This is a genomic window from Micromonospora noduli, from assembly GCF_003264365.1.
GTDB classification, from domain to species: Bacteria; Actinomycetota; Actinomycetes; order Mycobacteriales; family Micromonosporaceae; genus Micromonospora; species Micromonospora noduli.
The window spans coordinates 32,334-47,800 of sequence record NZ_PYAK01000046.1 but is presented as its reverse complement, the minus strand read 5'-3'; the positions used below and the strand labels follow the sequence as shown (position 1 = coordinate 47,800).

14 protein-coding genes are annotated in these 15,467 nt (G+C 71.7%); 2 read left to right on the top strand and 12 right to left on the bottom strand.

The window, feature by feature from the left end:
• From GUI43_RS25725 to tmk, 4 genes are all read right to left on the bottom strand, one after another.
• Positions 1 to 260 (bottom strand): hypothetical protein (locus GUI43_RS25725; RefSeq protein WP_112699981.1); only part of this gene is annotated, 260 nt, incomplete at its 3' end.
• 1 nt (position 261) lies between these two features.
• Positions 262 to 591: a YbaB/EbfC family nucleoid-associated protein gene (locus GUI43_RS25720; RefSeq protein ID WP_007454690.1), complete on the bottom strand. Its 330-nt coding sequence runs from the start codon at positions 589 to 591 to the stop codon at positions 262 to 264.
• Between the two features lie 121 nt (positions 592 to 712).
• On the bottom strand, positions 713 to 1,975 hold the full coding sequence (locus GUI43_RS25715; protein ID WP_112585773.1) for a DNA polymerase III subunit delta': 1,263 nt from the start codon (positions 1,973 to 1,975) through the stop codon (positions 713 to 715).
• Positions 1,975 to 4,074 (bottom strand): dTMP kinase, encoded by a 2,100-nt coding sequence (gene tmk / locus GUI43_RS25710; RefSeq protein ID WP_091397387.1) that lies wholly within the window; start codon positions 4,072 to 4,074, stop codon positions 1,975 to 1,977. The genes GUI43_RS25715 and tmk overlap by 1 nt, the downstream gene beginning before the upstream one ends.
• Positions 4,075 to 4,381: 307 nt before the next feature.
• Between tmk and GUI43_RS25705 the strand changes: the two genes are divergently transcribed.
• Positions 4,382 to 5,590 carry an amino acid deaminase/aldolase gene (locus GUI43_RS25705; RefSeq protein WP_112602112.1) on the top strand — a complete coding sequence of 403 codons (1,209 nt, stop codon included), beginning with the start codon at positions 4,382 to 4,384 and terminating at the stop codon, positions 5,588 to 5,590.
• Between the two features lie 49 nt (positions 5,591 to 5,639).
• Here the strand turns inward: GUI43_RS25705 and GUI43_RS25700 are convergent, their stop codons facing one another.
• A complete protein-coding gene (locus GUI43_RS25700; RefSeq protein ID WP_112585769.1) occupies positions 5,640 to 6,245 on the bottom strand; it encodes a TetR/AcrR family transcriptional regulator in 606 nt (201 codons plus the stop codon).
• Between the two features lie 226 nt (positions 6,246 to 6,471).
• On the opposite strand from GUI43_RS25700, the gene GUI43_RS25695 reads away from it, so the two are divergent.
• Complete coding sequence (locus GUI43_RS25695) at positions 6,472 to 7,788, top strand: D-arabinono-1,4-lactone oxidase (protein ID WP_112699980.1); 1,317 nt, start codon at positions 6,472 to 6,474, stop codon at positions 7,786 to 7,788.
• Positions 7,789 to 7,825: 37 nt separating this feature from the next.
• Here GUI43_RS25695 and GUI43_RS25690 read toward each other — a convergent pair whose 3' ends face one another.
• The 7 genes from GUI43_RS25690 to GUI43_RS25660 all read right to left on the bottom strand — a co-directional run bounded on the left by GUI43_RS25690 (position 7,826) and on the right by GUI43_RS25660 (position 15,461).
• Positions 7,826 to 8,896: a GDSL-type esterase/lipase family protein gene (locus GUI43_RS25690; RefSeq protein WP_211326762.1), complete on the bottom strand. Its 1,071-nt coding sequence runs from the start codon at positions 8,894 to 8,896 to the stop codon at positions 7,826 to 7,828.
• Positions 8,897 to 8,943: 47 nt separating this feature from the next.
• A complete protein-coding gene (locus GUI43_RS25685) occupies positions 8,944 to 9,924 on the bottom strand; it encodes an NADPH:quinone reductase (RefSeq protein ID WP_112699978.1) in 981 nt (326 codons plus the stop codon).
• On the bottom strand, positions 9,924 to 10,223 hold the full coding sequence (locus GUI43_RS25680; RefSeq protein WP_091395413.1) for an antibiotic biosynthesis monooxygenase: 300 nt from the start codon (positions 10,221 to 10,223) through the stop codon (positions 9,924 to 9,926). Before GUI43_RS25680 ends, GUI43_RS25685 begins: the two co-directional genes overlap by 1 nt.
• Complete coding sequence (locus GUI43_RS25675; protein ID WP_170158788.1) at positions 10,220 to 10,852, bottom strand: TetR/AcrR family transcriptional regulator; 633 nt, start codon at positions 10,850 to 10,852, stop codon at positions 10,220 to 10,222. The genes GUI43_RS25680 and GUI43_RS25675 overlap by 4 nt, the downstream gene beginning before the upstream one ends.
• A gap of 157 nt (positions 10,853 to 11,009) precedes the next feature.
• Positions 11,010 to 13,841 carry a type I DNA topoisomerase gene (gene topA / locus GUI43_RS25670; RefSeq protein ID WP_112602108.1) on the bottom strand — a complete coding sequence of 944 codons (2,832 nt, stop codon included), beginning with the start codon at positions 13,839 to 13,841 and terminating at the stop codon, positions 11,010 to 11,012.
• A 349-nt stretch (positions 13,842 to 14,190) separates the two neighbouring features.
• Positions 14,191 to 14,931 (bottom strand): hypothetical protein, encoded by a 741-nt coding sequence (locus GUI43_RS25665; RefSeq protein ID WP_112585755.1) that lies wholly within the window; start codon positions 14,929 to 14,931, stop codon positions 14,191 to 14,193.
• On the bottom strand, positions 14,922 to 15,461 hold the full coding sequence (locus tag GUI43_RS25660; RefSeq protein ID WP_112585753.1) for a hypothetical protein: 540 nt from the start codon (positions 15,459 to 15,461) through the stop codon (positions 14,922 to 14,924). The genes GUI43_RS25665 and GUI43_RS25660 overlap by 10 nt, the downstream gene beginning before the upstream one ends.
• Between the last annotated feature and the right edge of the window lie 6 nt (positions 15,462 to 15,467).

The window sequence follows — 15,467 nt, the reverse complement described above, 5'->3', positions numbered from 1 at the left end:
GCGTAGCGGTCGGCGGCCTCCCGCACGGCCGCCGCGGCGGCGGCCAGTCGACCGGCCGCGGCGCGGGCCTCCCGGGCCCGGTCGTCGGTGGCGGTGGTCCACTGCCGGTGCAGCGCCCGACCGATCTCGCCCGGGCGGCCCGGTGCGTCGGCGCCGAACGCGGCCTGGGCCGGATCGCTGGCGGTGACGGTGTGCGAAACGACTGTGAGCGTGGCGCTCGCCTCGTCCAGTCGCGCGGAGAGCGCGCGCAGTGTGTCCATCTCAGGCCCCCGCGAGCGGTCGGTAGGCGGCGAACGTCTCGTTGTGCAGCTTTTCCCGGGCCCATTCGGCGGCGTCGGCCGCCGCGGTGACCGCGGCCTGCACGGAACCGGCCACGTCGCGCGGGCTGCGGGTGTGCAGCGGCCCGAGGAACCGGACGTCGGTGATCCGTCCACCGGCGGTGACCACCACCTCGACCAGGCCGTCCGGCGAGCGGACGGTCACCTCAACGGTCGACACCGCCTGGTCGAACTCGGCCTGGAGGGACTCGATCCGGCGGTAGCGTCGCACCGCCTCCTCGATCCAGGCTTCGTCGATCTCCCCCCGCGGCATCGGCCGACTCCTCCCGGGTGATCCATCACTCAGTGTGGTGCCACCGTCACCACGGCACAGGGACCGTACCGCACCGCAATCGGGCCTGTCGATGCCTGTGGACAACGCCGGGAAGCGCGGGTCAGCCCTTCCAGAGGGCGAGCATCATCGCCTCGACCGCGATCCGCGGCTTGACGTTCGCCTCGATCGCCGCACGGCAGGCGAGCACGGCCTCCAACCGGCGCAGTGACCCCTCGGCGTCCCACTTCTGCGCGCCGGTGCCGGCCAGCGCGGCCGTGTCGGTGTGCACCGGGGCGACGGGCGCGCGCAGCGCCATGGTGAGCGCGTCCCGGTAGAAGCCCGCGAGGTCGACCAGCGCCCGGTCCAGTGCGTCCCGCTGGGCCCGGGTGGCCCGGGACTTCTGCCGCTTCTCCAGCTCCTTGAGCTGCCCGGCAGCGCCTCGCATGGCGCCGGCCGCGCCCCGGCCGGTGCCGCCTGCGCCGAGCGCCGTCTCCAGTGCCGCCCGCTCGGTCGTGTCGGCCTCGGTGACCGACGCCTCAGCTTCCGCCTCGGCCGCCTCGATCAGCGCCGACGCCGCGTCGAACGCCGCGCCGACACCGGTCAACCGGCGGGGCACCGCGAGCACCGCCTCGCGTCGTTTGCGGGCCTCCGGGTCGCGGGCCAGCCGGCGGGCCCGACCCACGTGGCCCTGCGCGGCCGCCGCCGCCCACTGCGCCACGTCGGGCGCGATGCCGTCCCGACGAACCAGCACCTCGGCCACCGCGTCGGCCGGCGGCTGCCGCAGGGGTACGACCCGACAGCGCGACCGGATGGTCACCGAGATGTCGTCCGGGTGGGTGGACGGGGCGCAGAGCAGGAAGACCGTCCGCGGTGGGGGTTCCTCGATCGCCTTGAGCAGCGCGTTGCCGGCGGCCTCGGTGAGCCGGTCGGCGTCCTCGATGACCACCACCTGCCAGCGCCCGCCGGACGGGGTGCTGGCCGCGCGGAGCACCAGGGCGCGCATCTCGCCGACGCCGATGGAGAGTCCTTCCGGCACCACCATCCGCACGTCGGCGTGGGTGCCGCCCATGGTGGTGTGGCAGCCGGGGCACTCGCCGCAGCCGGTCCCGTGCACGCACTCCAGTGCGGCGGCGAACGCCCGTGCGGCGACCGAGCGGCCGGAGCCGGGTGGGCCGGTGAAGATCCACGCGTGCGTCATCCCGGCGGACGGATCCACCCCGCCGGTCGCGGCGTCGTCGGCAGCGGACTCGTTACCGCTGGCCGGGCCGGCGGTGACCAACGCGGCCACGCCAGCACGCAGCACGGCGGCTGCCGCGGCTGCGGCGCGCCGCAGCTCGACCACCGCCTCGTCCTGACCGACCAGGTCGGCGAAGACGTCCGGCATCAGGTCTTGTGCTCCATCGTCACCAGCTCCGCGTCGGATAACTCAGGCTGCACCGAGGTGTCCGGGCCCTGCGCCGGCCGCGGGTGCACGATGCCGCCCGGCTTGCCGAGCATCTCCTCGACCCGCCGGACCACCAGCCCGGTGATCTCGTCGGCCGGCCGGGACGCGTCCAGCACCAGGTAGCGCTTCGGGTCGGCGGCGGCGAGGTCGAGGAACGCGTACCGGACACGCTCGTGGAAGGCGACCGACTCGGCCTCCAGCCGGTCGGTGCCGGTGTTGCGCGAGGCCACCCGGGACAGACCGGTGCGCGGTTCGACGTCCAGCAGCACCACCAGGTCGGGCTTGAGCCCACCGGTGGCCCAGGAGGAGAGCCAGGAGACCTCGTCGACGGGCAGTGTCCGGCCGGCGCCCTGGTACGCCAGGGACGAGTCGACGTACCGGTCGCTGATCACCACGCCGCCCCGGACCAGCGCGGGCCGGACGACGGTGGCCACGTGGTGCGCCCGGTCGGCGGCGTAGAGCAGCGCCTCGGCCCGGGGGGAGGGCGCGTCGTCGCCGGAGGTGTCCAGCACCAGCGACCGGATTCGCCGGCCGACACCGGTGGCCCCCGGCTCGCGGGTGACCACGACCTCTCGGCCGTGACCGCGCAGCCGCTCGGAGAGCGCGGTGAGCTGGGTGGACTTCCCCGCGCCCTCGCCGCCCTCGAAGACCACGAAGAGCCCGGCGGAGACGAACGGCTCGGAGGGCATCAGCGGACGGCCCCGGATGGAGCCCCACAGGTCGGCGAGGACCGGTACGCCCTTCTTGTCGTCCATCTGGCCGAACGCGCTGATCCCGGCGAAGATGCCGGCGGCACCGGCGGCGAGCAGCAGCAGTCGGGTGGAGGAGACGGAGATGCCGAGGTCGGCGATCTCCAGCTTGCGCGAGCCACCGACACCGACCAACACGCTGCTCAGCCCGATGGCCAGGATCAGGACCAGCCGGGTGCCGATCTGCACCACCGCGAAGACCCGGCCGCGTACCTCGTCGGCCACCTCTCCACCCAGCAGGGTGGTGCCGGCCAGGAAGGCCATCCCGGCGCCGGCGCCGACCAGCACCGCGCCGACGATCGCCATGGACAGGTGGATGGCGAAGGCGAGGGTCATCACCGCGGCGCTGGCCAGCACGATGCTCATGCCGAACCAGCGTCGCCGGGACATCTCCTTGACGACCATCGGGCCGAGCCCGATGCCGAGCGCCAGACCGACGAAGATCGCGCCGAAGAGCAGGGAGAACGCGGCGTCACCGGCGCCCAGCGAGTTGGCGAAGAACTTGGCCGTGCCGACCACGATGCCGCCGCCGGCGAACGCGCCGAAGATGCCCAGCACCAGGCCGCGGACGAGCGGGGTCTGACCGATGTACTTCCAGCCCTCGGAGAACTGCCGGAACATGCTCTGCTCGGCACGCTCCGCCTCGCCGCGCTGCGCCTCGCTGATCTCTTTGATCCCGAACGCCACCACCAGTGCGGTGGCGAGCCGGGAGAAGGAGTTGAACCAGAGCGCGAGCTGGGCCGGCTCGGCCCAGGAGGGTAGGTCGCCGCCCACAGCGCCTCTGACACCGCGGTCGAGCACGGCGAGACCGATGGCCGCGGCCACCGGGGTGAGGCCGTACGTGGTGATCAGGGTGAGCTGATTGGCCGCTTCCAGCCGGGCCCGCGGGATCAGGTTCGGGACCGCGGCCTCCTTGGCCGGGATCCAGAGCAGGGTGAGCGACTCGATCAGGAAGGTGGCGATCAGCGCCCAGCCGACCACCAGGCCGCCCGCGGCGCCGCTGAGGGCGTAGAGCGGAATGGAGGCGAAGAGCACGAAGCGCAGCAGGTCGCAGATGACCATCGTCCAGCGCCTGTCGAACCGGTCGGCGAAGACGCCGGCCACCGGGCCGAGCACCAGCGCGGGCAGCAACCGGATCGCGGTGACCCCGCCGAACGCGGCGCCCTGGGCGGTGCTGCCCTGCACCTGCGAGGCGGCGAAGAGGGCGGTGGCCAGCAGGCCGAGCCAGTCACCGAAGGAGGCGGCGCCGAGCACGATCCACAGCCGGCGGAACGGCCGGATGCGCAGCACGGACCGGATCGCGGCATAACCGGACGGATCAACCTGACCGCCGTTGGGCTGCTTGGCGGCGTTGTCCGACTGGTCACCCGAGCGCGACACGCCGGGCGACTCGCCGCTGTTCTGGCTTTCGATGGCCGTACCTCCACGTGCCGGCCCATCGCTGGGCACCTCCGGTGCAACACTCTAGACCCGGTGGGGGCCACCCCCCGGGCGACATTCTCCTGCTCGCTGAGCCTAGGCCGCCGGACGTACCGACCGCAGCCCGGACGTACGCGAGGGTATTTCGCATTCTCCGTCAGACAGTTAGCGTGCACACGTGGCCATCGAAAGCGACAAACTTCGCGAGCGCCTGGATCGGGCGACTGCCCACCTCGACCCCCCGTACGCGGTGGTCGACCTCACCGCCTTCGACGCCAATTCGGTTGCCCTGGCCGATCGCGCCGCCGGAAAACCGGTCCGCCTCGCCAGCAAGTCGGTCCGCAGCCGGGAGTTGATCAGTCGAGCCCTCGCCCGGCCCGGCTGGCAGGGCGTGATGGCTTTCACAGTGCCCGAAGCGATCTGGCTGGTCCGCGCCGGCGTCAGCGACGACGTGCTGGTCGCGTATCCGAGCGCCGACCGGGCCGCCCTCGCCGAGCTGGGCGCCGACCCGACGCTCGCCGCCGCGATCACCCTGATGATCGACGGCACCGGTCAACTCGACCTCATCGACGCCGTCACGGCACCGGGGCAGCGCGCCGAGCTACGGCTCTGCCTGGATCTGGACGCCTCCTGGCGACCGCTGCGCGGTCGGGTGCACGTCGGCGTCCGCCGCTCACCGGTGCACAGCGCTCGGGCTGCCGGCGCGCTCGCCGCCGCCGTCGCCGGTCGGCCCGGCTTCCGGTTGGTCGGGCTGATGTCGTACGAGGCGCAGATCGCCGGCCTGGGTGACGCGCCGCCGGGCAGGACGCTGCTGGCGGGCGCGATCAGGCTGGCCCAGCGCGGGTCGTACCGCGAGTTGCTGGCCCGCCGTGGCGCGGCGGTCGCAGCGGTACGCGAGCACGCCGACCTGGAGTTCGTCAACGGCGGCGGCACCGGCAGCGTGGCCGCGACCAGCGCCGATCCCGCGGTAACCGAGATCACCGCGGGATCGGGCCTGTACGGGCCGACGCTGTTCGACGCGTACCGCGCCTGGCGGCCCACCCCCGCGGCGTTCTTCGCCTGCGCGGTGGTCCGCCGACCGACGCCGGAGCTGGCGACGGTGCTCGGCGGTGGCTGGATCGCCTCCGGCCCGGCCGCCGACAGTCGACTGCCCCGGCCGTGGCTACCGGCGGGGCTGAAGCTGGTCGGCACCGAGGGCGCCGGCGAGGTGCAGACTCCGCTGGCCGGAGCGGCGGCGGCCGGGCTGAACGTCGGCGACCGGGTGTGGTTCCGGCACGCCAAGGCAGGTGAGCTGTGTGAACGGGTCAACGAGCTGCACCTGATCGAGGGGGACGCGGTGGTGGCGACGGTCCCCACCTACCGGGGTGAGGGGCAGGCCTTCCTCTGAGACCGGAAGCCGCCCTCACCGCCGGTCGGGGCCCGCACCCCATGCCGACTCAGGCCGGTTGGGGCGCCTCAGCATGCTTGCCGACGGTGGACCGGCCGTTGTCCGGGCCGTCCACCTGACGGTGCAGGTACTCCCGGATCAACGCCTTCGCCTCCAGCAGCACCCGCTCGTCGCCCTCGGACTTCCGGCGGAACGCGAGCTTGATCAGCGCGTCCGCCGCCTCGACCGCGATCTCCAGCACGAAGCGCAGCTTCGGCACGTCGGTGAGCCCGAAACGCTCGGTGAGCACCCGGGCCAACTGGTCGGCGATCACGCCGTTGTTGTCCCGCTGCTCGTCGAGCAGGTGCAGGTCGACCACGTCGCCGAAGTGCAGGGTACGGAAGCCGGGGACGGTGCGGTGCATCGTGATGTACTCGTCGATGCCCGCGTCGACGCCGTCCCACCAGTGGGTCATCTCGTCCGAGGCGAACCGCTCGTCGAGGCGCTGGAGGTAGGACTCCATGGTCCGCAGGGTCAACGCCTGCACGATCGCCCGCTTGTCCGGAAAGAACTGGTAGACCGACCCGATCGCCACCTCGGCCCGCTCGGCGAGCAGGGTGGTGGTCAGCCCCTCGTACCCCACCTCGTCGACGAGTTCGGCGCAGGCATCCAACATGCGCTGTACCCGCGCGACACTTCGACCTTGCACCGGTACGCGGCGCAGCGGCCCGGTCGTGGCGGCTGGTGTGGACACTCTGCGCCACCCCCCTTCGACGGATGAACATATCTCCACGTCACGAGTCCGTGACTACCGGTACAACGAGCGGATCGCAATTGCGGTATTTACCAGCTAGAACGTTCCTGATATGAAGTCAGTTCATATTCATGAATGAGGAGCGCGCATGGTTCGCACCGCACCGCTCGGGGCTGGATGGTCCAACTGGGCCGGGAACCAGCGTGGCAGCGCCAACGCGATCCTGCGCCCCGGCTCGCCGACCGAGGTCGCAGAAGCCGTCCGATCTGTCGCCGCCGACGGCGGTCGGATCCGGGTGACGGGCAGCGGCCACTCGTTCACCGCCGTCGCGCTCGCCGACGACCGTCGGATGGATTTGTCCGACCTGGACACCATGGTCAGCGTGGACGTCGCCCACCGACTGGTCACCGTGCCGGCGGGCATGACCCTGCACGCGCTCAACGGCCTGCTCGCCCGGCACGGCCTCGCGCTGCCCAACCTCGGCGACATCGACGCGCAGACCGTCGCCGGGGCGATCTCCACCGGCACCCACGGCACCGGAGCCGGCTACGGGTGCCTCTCCACCTTCGTCGAGGCGATCACAGTGGTCACCGGCACCGGCGAGGTGCTGCGCTGCTCCGCCGACGAGCATCCCGACGTCCTCGCCGCCGCCCGGGTGTCACTCGGCGCGCTCGGCGTCCTGGTCGAGGTGACCCTGCGCTGCGTGGACGCCTTCGTCCTGCGCGCCCACGAACGACCGGCCGAACTGGCCGACGTGCTCGGCGAACTGCCCGAGCTGATCGGCCGGCACGACCACGTCGAGTTCTACTGGTTCCCGTACACGTCCCGGGTCCAGGTCAAGGCCAACGACCGGGTACCCGCCAACGACCGGCCGTTGTCCCGCTGGCGCGGCTGGGTGGACGACGACTTCCTGTCCAACCGGGTCTTCGCCGGTGCCTGCCGACTCGGCCGGGCCGTGCCCGCGCTGGCCCCGGGGATCAGCGCGGTGTCCGCCCGCGCCCTCACCGAACGCCAGTACACCGGCCGCTCCGACCGGGTCTTCTGCACTCCGCGTCGGGTCCGCTTCGTGGAGATGGAGTACGGCCTGCCCCGCGAGGCGTTGCCCGAAGCGCTCGCCGCGCTCCAGCGGATCGTGGACGGCCTGCCGTTCAAGGTGCTCTTCCCGGTGGAGGTGCGGTTCACCGCGGCCGACGACATCTGGCTGTCGCACGGCTACGGCCGGGACAACGCCTACATCGCCGTGCACCAGTACGTCGGCATGCCGTACGAGCCGTACTTCCGGGCCTTCGAGCAGGTGGCCGCCGGGCTGGGCGGTCGCCCGCACTGGGGCAAGCTGCACTACCGCGACGCCGCCTCACTGGCCACGGCGTACCCCCGCTTCGCGGACTTCCAGGCCGTCCGCGACCGGCTCGACCCCGACCGTGTCTTCACCAACGCCCACCTGAACCACGTCCTCGGGGTCTGACGGCTCCCGTCGGTAGGCGCCATCGCGGTGACCAGCGCTAGAGCGCGAGGTCGTCCAGGTTCACCGCGTCGGCCATCGCCTCCGCGCCCCTGTCGTTCAGGTGCATGCCGTCGCCGCTGTCCAGCGCGGGGTGGATGTGGTCGGGGGCGTGCGGGTCCGCGACAGCGCTCGCCACGTCGAAGACGGCGTCGAAGGCGTCCGTCGTACGGATCCAGTCGTTCACCTCGCGTCGGGTGGCGAGGCCCGCCGGGGTGCTGATCTCCGGGCCGGCGCCCGCGAACGGGCCGATGGTGGCGACGACGATCCGCAGACCGGCGTCGTGGGCGCGGTCGGCCAGCGCACGGAAGCCCTCGACGAGGGCGTCGGCGGTGACGGGCGGCTCGCCCAACATGACCGGAAGACCAAGGTCGTTGATTCCGAAGTGGACCAGAACGTGGGTCAGGGCGGGGATGGAGAGAACGTCTCTGTCGAAGCGCGCCAGCCCGTGTTCGCCGACGCCGTCGCGCAGGAGACGGTTCCCGGCGATGCCCTGGTTGACCACCCACCCGCGCTTCAACCGCCGGTTGAGAAGGTCGACGGATCGACGGTTCGCGCCGATCGTGGTGCCGACCCCCTCGAACCAGGAGTCACCGAAGGCCACCGCGACGGCGGTGTCCGGGGCGGCGAGCACGTCCACACCCGCGATGAAGAACCGGGCCTCGACCTGCTCCCCTCTCGGCAGGACGGGCGAGGCGACCAGGTTGCCACCGCCTATCCGCGCGACCTCGACCGGCTTGTGGGAGTAGGTGGCCAGGTCGGTCCGCTCCGCGAAGTAGAGGCTCACGACAAGGTCGGCGCCTGGCGCGACGGGAATGCTGACCGGGTCGGTGACGGTCTCTTCGCCCGCCGGCACGACGCCGCGCTCGGCACCGCCGAAGGTGAGGGCCGCCTGCCGGTCGCCGACGGCGACAGTGGCGGCCCCGATGGTCAACGGACTGCGGCCGTAGCGGTTCGTCAGGCGTACACGCAGGGCGTCCCCGCCGCCGGCCAGGTGCAGCACCTGACGAACGGTCTGGTCGGCGAAGCGCCGGGGTTGGCCGAACTGGAGCTGCTCGTACGGACTGATCACCGCGGTACGGAAACCGGCTGTCCAGATCATGGTCGTTTGGGGGCCCTTCAGATGTCCAGGACGATCCGGCCGCTGGCCGAGCTGTGTTCGGCCAGCTCGTGCGCCTGTGCGATCTCCGCCAACGGAAGGCGGGCGGCGATGGGGTAACGCAGATCGCCGGCGACCAGCGCGGAGGTCAGTTCACCGGCGGCGGCCTCGTTCGCTGCCTCCGGGAAGTCGTCGTTGCTGAGGAACCGGACGGTGATGTTCTTGAAGCCGAGCGGCCAGTACGGGACGGTTGGCTCGGCCGCGCCGGTCGCGTAGGTGGCGATCACCCCGCCGTTGCGGAGCACCTCCAGGTTGGTCGCCATGTTCGCGTCGAACGCCAACTCGGCGACCCGATCGATCGGTTCCCCACCTGTGTAGTCGAGGATTCGGGTGGCCATGTCTCCACCGGCGGTGTCGAGCGCGTGGTGCGCTCCCGCGGCCAGCGCGTGTTCGACCTGCTCCGGGCTGCGTACTGTCGCCATCACGATGGCATCGCCCCGACGGGCCACCGCGAGCGCGGCCCGCCCGACCGCGCCGAGGGCTCCGGTGACGAGGACCCGCTGGCCGGTCACCGGCCCGTCGCCGAAGATCGCCCGGTGGGCGGTGATGCCCGGGATGCCCAGCCCGGCCGCCTGCTCGTACGGCACCCCGGCGGGCAGCGGCACGGCGTGCCGAGCGGGCACCACCGTGTATTCGGCGGCGGTGCCGAAGGGGCGGTACGACTGGGCGAGATAGACCCATACCCGTTCGCCGATCCGCGACGGATCAACGCCCAGCCCGACCGCATCGATCACTCCGGCGCCGTCTCCGTGCGGGACGACCCGGGGGAACGTCATCGTGGACCCCCACCAGCCCTGCCGTTTACCCAGGTCACCGACGTGGATTCCGGAGACCGACACCCGGACCCTCACCTCGCCCTCGCCTGGCCACGGGTCGGGTAGCTCGCCGACCTCGAGCACCTCGCGCGCCGGACCCTGCCGGTCGTACCACGCGGCACGCATCACGCACCCACCACGTCGGTCGTCGTGCCCTCCTCGGTGCTGATCACCGAATCGATCAGCGAGAAGAATGTCTGGATGCCGGGCCGGTTCGCGCCCCGACGGCGGGATTCGGCGTAGTCCTCGGAGGAACCCCAGAAGACGATGTCCAGCCACTCGTCGGCCGCCAACCGGATCAGCCGTGCGCCGAGGAAGCCTGCGCGATCGGCCTGGAAGTCGCGCAGCATCGCCGGCCGCGCGGCCAGCAGATCGTCCGCGCGCTCGGCGGGAACGCGGAACCGGGTGATCTCGACGGTGGTCATCGTGCCTCGATCCGTTCGGGTGTTGGTTCGGAGTCGTTGACGCCCAGCATCAGTCCTAGCTGAACCAGTAGGACGTCGCGGAAGTTCGCGGGTGCCGGAGTGGGGTGGTGCTGGACCCGCGAGATGATCAGACCGGCCAGCGCCGAGAGCAGGAGGTCCGTCACCGCCTCGGCGTCGTGGGCCAGCGTGAACGCCCCCCGGGCAACGCCCTCCCGGACGGCGGCCAGGAAGGGCTCCCGGTAGCGCTGCTGCACGGTGGCGCTGTAGTCGCGCAGCTCGTCGTCGCGCATCGCGGAGCGCCAGAACTCGACCAGGACCTGCCGGGTGCTCTCCGAGTTGTGCAGGCTGCGGTCGACAAGCGCGACAAGTCGTCGCCACGGATCGGCCTCGGTGGCGGACACCGCCCGAAGGGCCTCCACCTCCCGGTCGGTGAACGCCTGCATGGCCTCGATGATCATGTCTTCGCGGGAGCCGAAGTAGGTCTGCAGGGTGCTGATCGCGACCCCGCCGGCAGCGGACACGTCCGTGAAGCGGGTGTTCTCGTACCCGCGGGTGGCCAGCACACCCGCCACCGCGTCGAGGACGGCCTCCCGCTTCTCTCCGCCCGCACGCCTCTTCCTTGTCGGCATGGCCATACGGTACGGCGGTACCGGCGAAACCGCGAAGGCCTCAGCCTCACACGTGACCCGGAACACCACAAAATAGATCTTGGACAGTTTCCGTTCAGGCAAGACGGAAACTGTCCAAGATCTGGAGCGTCGGAACAAGCGCCACCCGGCGCGGGGGCTACTCCGTGCTGGTCGCGGCCTTGCGCGGGGCGGCCTTCTTCGCCGGAGCCTTCTTCGCCGCCGTCGCCTTGGCCGTGGTGGTCTTCTTCGCGGCCGTGGACTTGCTGGCGGCGGCCGTCTTCTTGGTGGCCGTGGCCTTCTTCGCGGGCGCCTTCTTCGCCGCCGCCTTCTTCTTCGGCGCCGGGCCCTTCGCCCGCTTCTCGGCCAGCATCTCGGACGCTTCCTCGATGGTCAGCGCCTCGGGAGTCTGCCCGCGCCGCAGCGACGCGTTGAACTCCCCGTCGGTGACGTACGGGCCGAACCGGCCGTCCTTGATCACCATCGGCTTCTCGGTCGCCGGGTCCACGCCCATCTCGCGCAACGGCGGTGCCGCGGCTCGCCGTCCACGGGCCTTCGGGGCGGCCAGAAGAGCCAGCGCCTCGTCCAGGCCGACAGTGAACATCTGGTCCTCGGACTCCAGCGAACGGAACTCCTCGCCCCGCTTGACGTACGGGCCGTAGCGACCGTTGTTCGCGAAGACCTCGACGCCGTCCGGCGCGACACCGATCAGCCGGGGAAGGCTGAGCAGCTTGAGCGCCTCCTCCAGCGTCAGCGAGTCCGGGGTCTGCGTACGCAGCAGCGACGACTTCCGCTCGCCGCTGGACACGTACGGGCCGAACCGGCCGGACTTGAGCACGATCGGCTCGCCGGTGCCGGGGTCGTCGCCGAGCTTGCGCTCGCCGCTGCCGCCCAGGAACAGTTCGTGCACCTTCTCCGGCGTCAGCTCGTCCGGGGCCAGGCCCTCGGGGATCGGCGCCCGGTCACCCTGGGTGCCGCCCTCCTCGCCCTCGGCAGCCGGTGCTGGCTGCTCGCCGCCGGGCAGCTCCCGTTGCAGGTACGGCCCGTAGCGGCCGACCCGCACGACGACCTCGCGGCCGTCGTCGTCGGTGAAGAGCGGGATGGAGTTGACGCTGCGGGCGTCGATGTCGCTGAGGTTCTCGGTGACCAGCTTCTTGAGCCCGCCGGAACGGGCGATGTCCTGGTCACCGGCGCCGTTGGAGCTGCCGAAGTAGAACGCCGTGAGGAAGTCGACAGCCGCGTGGTCACCGCCGGCGATCTCGTCCAGCTCGTTCTCCATGGTGGCCGTGAAGTCGTAGTCGATCAGGCGGGGGTAGTGCCGCTCCATCAGCCCGATCACCGCGAAGGCCAGGAAGGTCGGGATCATCGCCTGGCCGCGCTTGGTGACGTACCCCCGGTCCTGGATCGTCTGCATGATCGACGCGTAGGTGGACGGGCGGCCGATGCCCAGCTCTTCCAGGGCCTTGACCAGCGACGCTTCGGTGTAGCGCGACGGCGGCTGGGTGTGGTGGCCCTGCGCGGCCAGCTCGTCGGCGGTCAGCGGCTGGTCCTTCACCAGGGTGGGCAGCCGGCGCTCGGCGTCCTCGGCCTCGGCGTTCTCGTCATCGCTGGACTCGACGTAGGCGCGCAGGAAGCCCGGGTCCGTGATGGTCTTGCCGGTCGCCCCGAAGTCGGCTTCCTCCTGGGAGGTGGAGACCGCCCGGATGCGCACCGACACGCTGGAGCCGACCGCGTCGGTCATCTGCGAGGCGATGGTGCGCCGCCAGATCAGCTCGTAGAGCTTGAACTCCTCGGCGGACAGCTCCTTGGCCACCTCGCCCGGGGTACGGAAGTTGTCCCCCGCCGGGCGGATCGCCTCGTGTGCCTCCTGCGCGTTCTTCACCTTGCCGGTGTAGCGGCGCGGCTCCGGCGGAACGCTGCGCTCGCCGTACAGCTCGACGATCTGTCGGCGGGCCGCCGAGATGGCGGTCTCCGACAGGTTGACCGAGTCGGTACGCATATAGGTGATGTAGCCGTTCTCGTACAGGCGCTGCGCGGTGCGCATCGTCTGCTGCGAGGACAGGCGCAGCTTGCGGGCCGCCTCCTGCTGGAGGGTCGAGGTGATGAACGGCGCGTACGGGCGGCGACGGTAGGGCTTCTCCTCGACCCGGGTGACGGTGAACGGCCGTCCGTCGAGTCGGGCCGCGAGACCCCGGGCACCGCTCTCGTCGAGGTGCACGACGCCAGCGCCAGCCCGGACACGGCCGGTGGTCGGCTCGAAGTCCTTACCGGTGGCGATCCGGTCGCCGTTCAGGGCGATCAGGGTGGCGTTGAACGCACGCGGGCCCTCGCCGGAGTTGGCCACCGCGAGGGTGGCCAGGATGTCCCAGTATTCGGCGGTGCGGAAGGCCATCCGCTGCCGCTCCCGCTCGACCACGATGCGGGTCGCCACGGACTGCACCCGGCCTGCCGAGAGCCGCGGCATGACCTTCTTCCACAGCACCGGGGAGACCTCGTAGCCGTACAGGCGGTCGAGGATCCGGCGCGCCTCCTGAGCGTCGACCAGATCGCGGTCGATCTCCCGGGGGTTGGCCACCGCCGCCTGGATCGCCGGCTTGGTGATCTCGTGGAAGACCATCCGCTTGACCGGGACCTTGGGCTTGAGGGTCTCGACCAGGTGCCAGGCGATCGCCTCGCCCTCGCGGTCCTCATCCGTCGCCAGGAAGATCTCGTCGACTTCCTTGGCCAGCTTCACCAGCTTGCTGATCTGCTGCTTACGGTCGGCGGAGACGACGTAGAGCGCCTGGAAGCCGTTGTCGACGTCCACCCCGAGCCGGGCCCAGGGTTCCTTCTTGTACTTGGCCGGCACGTCGGCGGCGTTGCGCGGCAGGTCGCGGACGTGACCGAAGCTGGCCTCCACGACGTACCCCGGGCCAAGGTAGCCCGAGATCGTCTTGGCCTTCGCCGGTGACTCGACGATGACCAGACGGGTGGTTCCAGCGTTGCTCGGCACGTCTCTCCCCGACCTCACTCCTGCTCGTGGCCTGCCGGCGCCCGGACAGCGACCGCTTTCGACCCCGCCGTCGCACCGGCGGTCCGGATGTCCAACGTAACGCGCCGCCCGCGTTTCGGGTTTCGCGGGCCGCAAACCGCTTCGACGCGGCGGTCGACGCCGCCCCGCCGCGCTCGGCACTGCCGGACGGCGCCACCGTACACCGTGGGTAGGGCTCGAAGCGGGTCACTGTGACGATGGCGGACCCACGACCGAGGCCCGACCCGCCCGTTTTCCGCCTGGATCAACCCGCCGGCTGTCCGGCACCGGACACCCGACCGGCACCGCCGACCTGGGCGGAATGACCGATTCAGGGGCGGGTCGGCCAGGCGTCGGCCGGCGCCGCGCCCGGCGCTCCGCCCACCAGCTCGGCGAGCCGCGCCAACCGGCGCCGGCCGGCGATCCGGTACGCCGGGCCGCCCTCACCTGGGCCGAGCAGCGTCCCAGCCAGCCCCGCCGAGGCGAGCGCCACGCCGATCGGCTCCCAACACTCCTTGTCGTCGGCGCCCAGTCGCAACAGGAAGCAGTCCGGAGGCTCCGGCGTCCCCGCGGCGGCGAGCCACAGCCGCAACCGCCGGCCGGTCAGGTGGAAGGCGGCCGGCGGGCGTTTCGTCGTACCGTGCAGCCAGGCGGCCGCGAGCGGCTTCAAGACCCGGGTGTACGACGTACGCACGGCGTGTCGCGCGCCCTCGGTCGGCTCCCAGCTCGCCGCCAGCCCACGTGACGCCAGTTCGGCGACGAGCACGTGCACCCGCCAGGCGGCGTCCACCTGCACCGAGAGCCGGGCGGTGCCGCCCATCCGGACCACCTCACCCGGCCCGGCGAGCAGCCCGGCCAGGTCGGCGACGGTCGGTTCGGCCGCGTCCGCGCCGAAGAAGACAAGTTGCCGGCCCGCGTCGTCAGTCTGCTGACCTGGGCCGTCCTGCGAGGAGCGGTTCTGCGGCGCGCCGCCGCGGCGTCGCCCGGAAGTGGGCGTGTCGGACTCGGGCGCGGGGAACAGCGCCGGGGGCGGCTGTGCCTTCCCGGTGTCACCGAGCCCGCTCAGCGACACTCCGGCACCTCGTCGAATGCCTGTTTCAACTCCTCGGAGTTGAGCTTGCTGGTGTCCAACGCGCTGGCGTCGTACTCCTTGTTGAGGGTCTCCACGGCGGCCCGCACGCCGTCGTAGAAGACGGTCGGCTCGCCGGTGCCCAGGCCGTCGATGGTGTCCCGGGCGCGACCGTACGCGTCCCGCATCTTCCCCAGGGAGCTACGGAAACCCGCGGAGATGGCCTCGCCGTTCTCCGCCTCCGGGATGCCCGCCTTCTCCACCTTGCGGCGCGCGGCCTCGCTGGCCTGCTCCGCCCCATCGAAGAGCCGCACCAGGTTCTCCTTGGCCTGCGCCGGCGTGGTCTGCGCGGTCATCTGCTCGTCAGTGCTGCTGGTCAGCTTGTTGATCTCGGAGCGCCACGGGGTGAGGGCGCCGCAGACCGAGGCCGCCCAGGCCCGTGGGCTGGGACCCCCGCCGCAGCCGGCCAGGACGACGATCGTGGCCAGGACCACCGTGAGCTTTCCGGCGGCAGACGCCCGGCACGTACGCATGCGTTG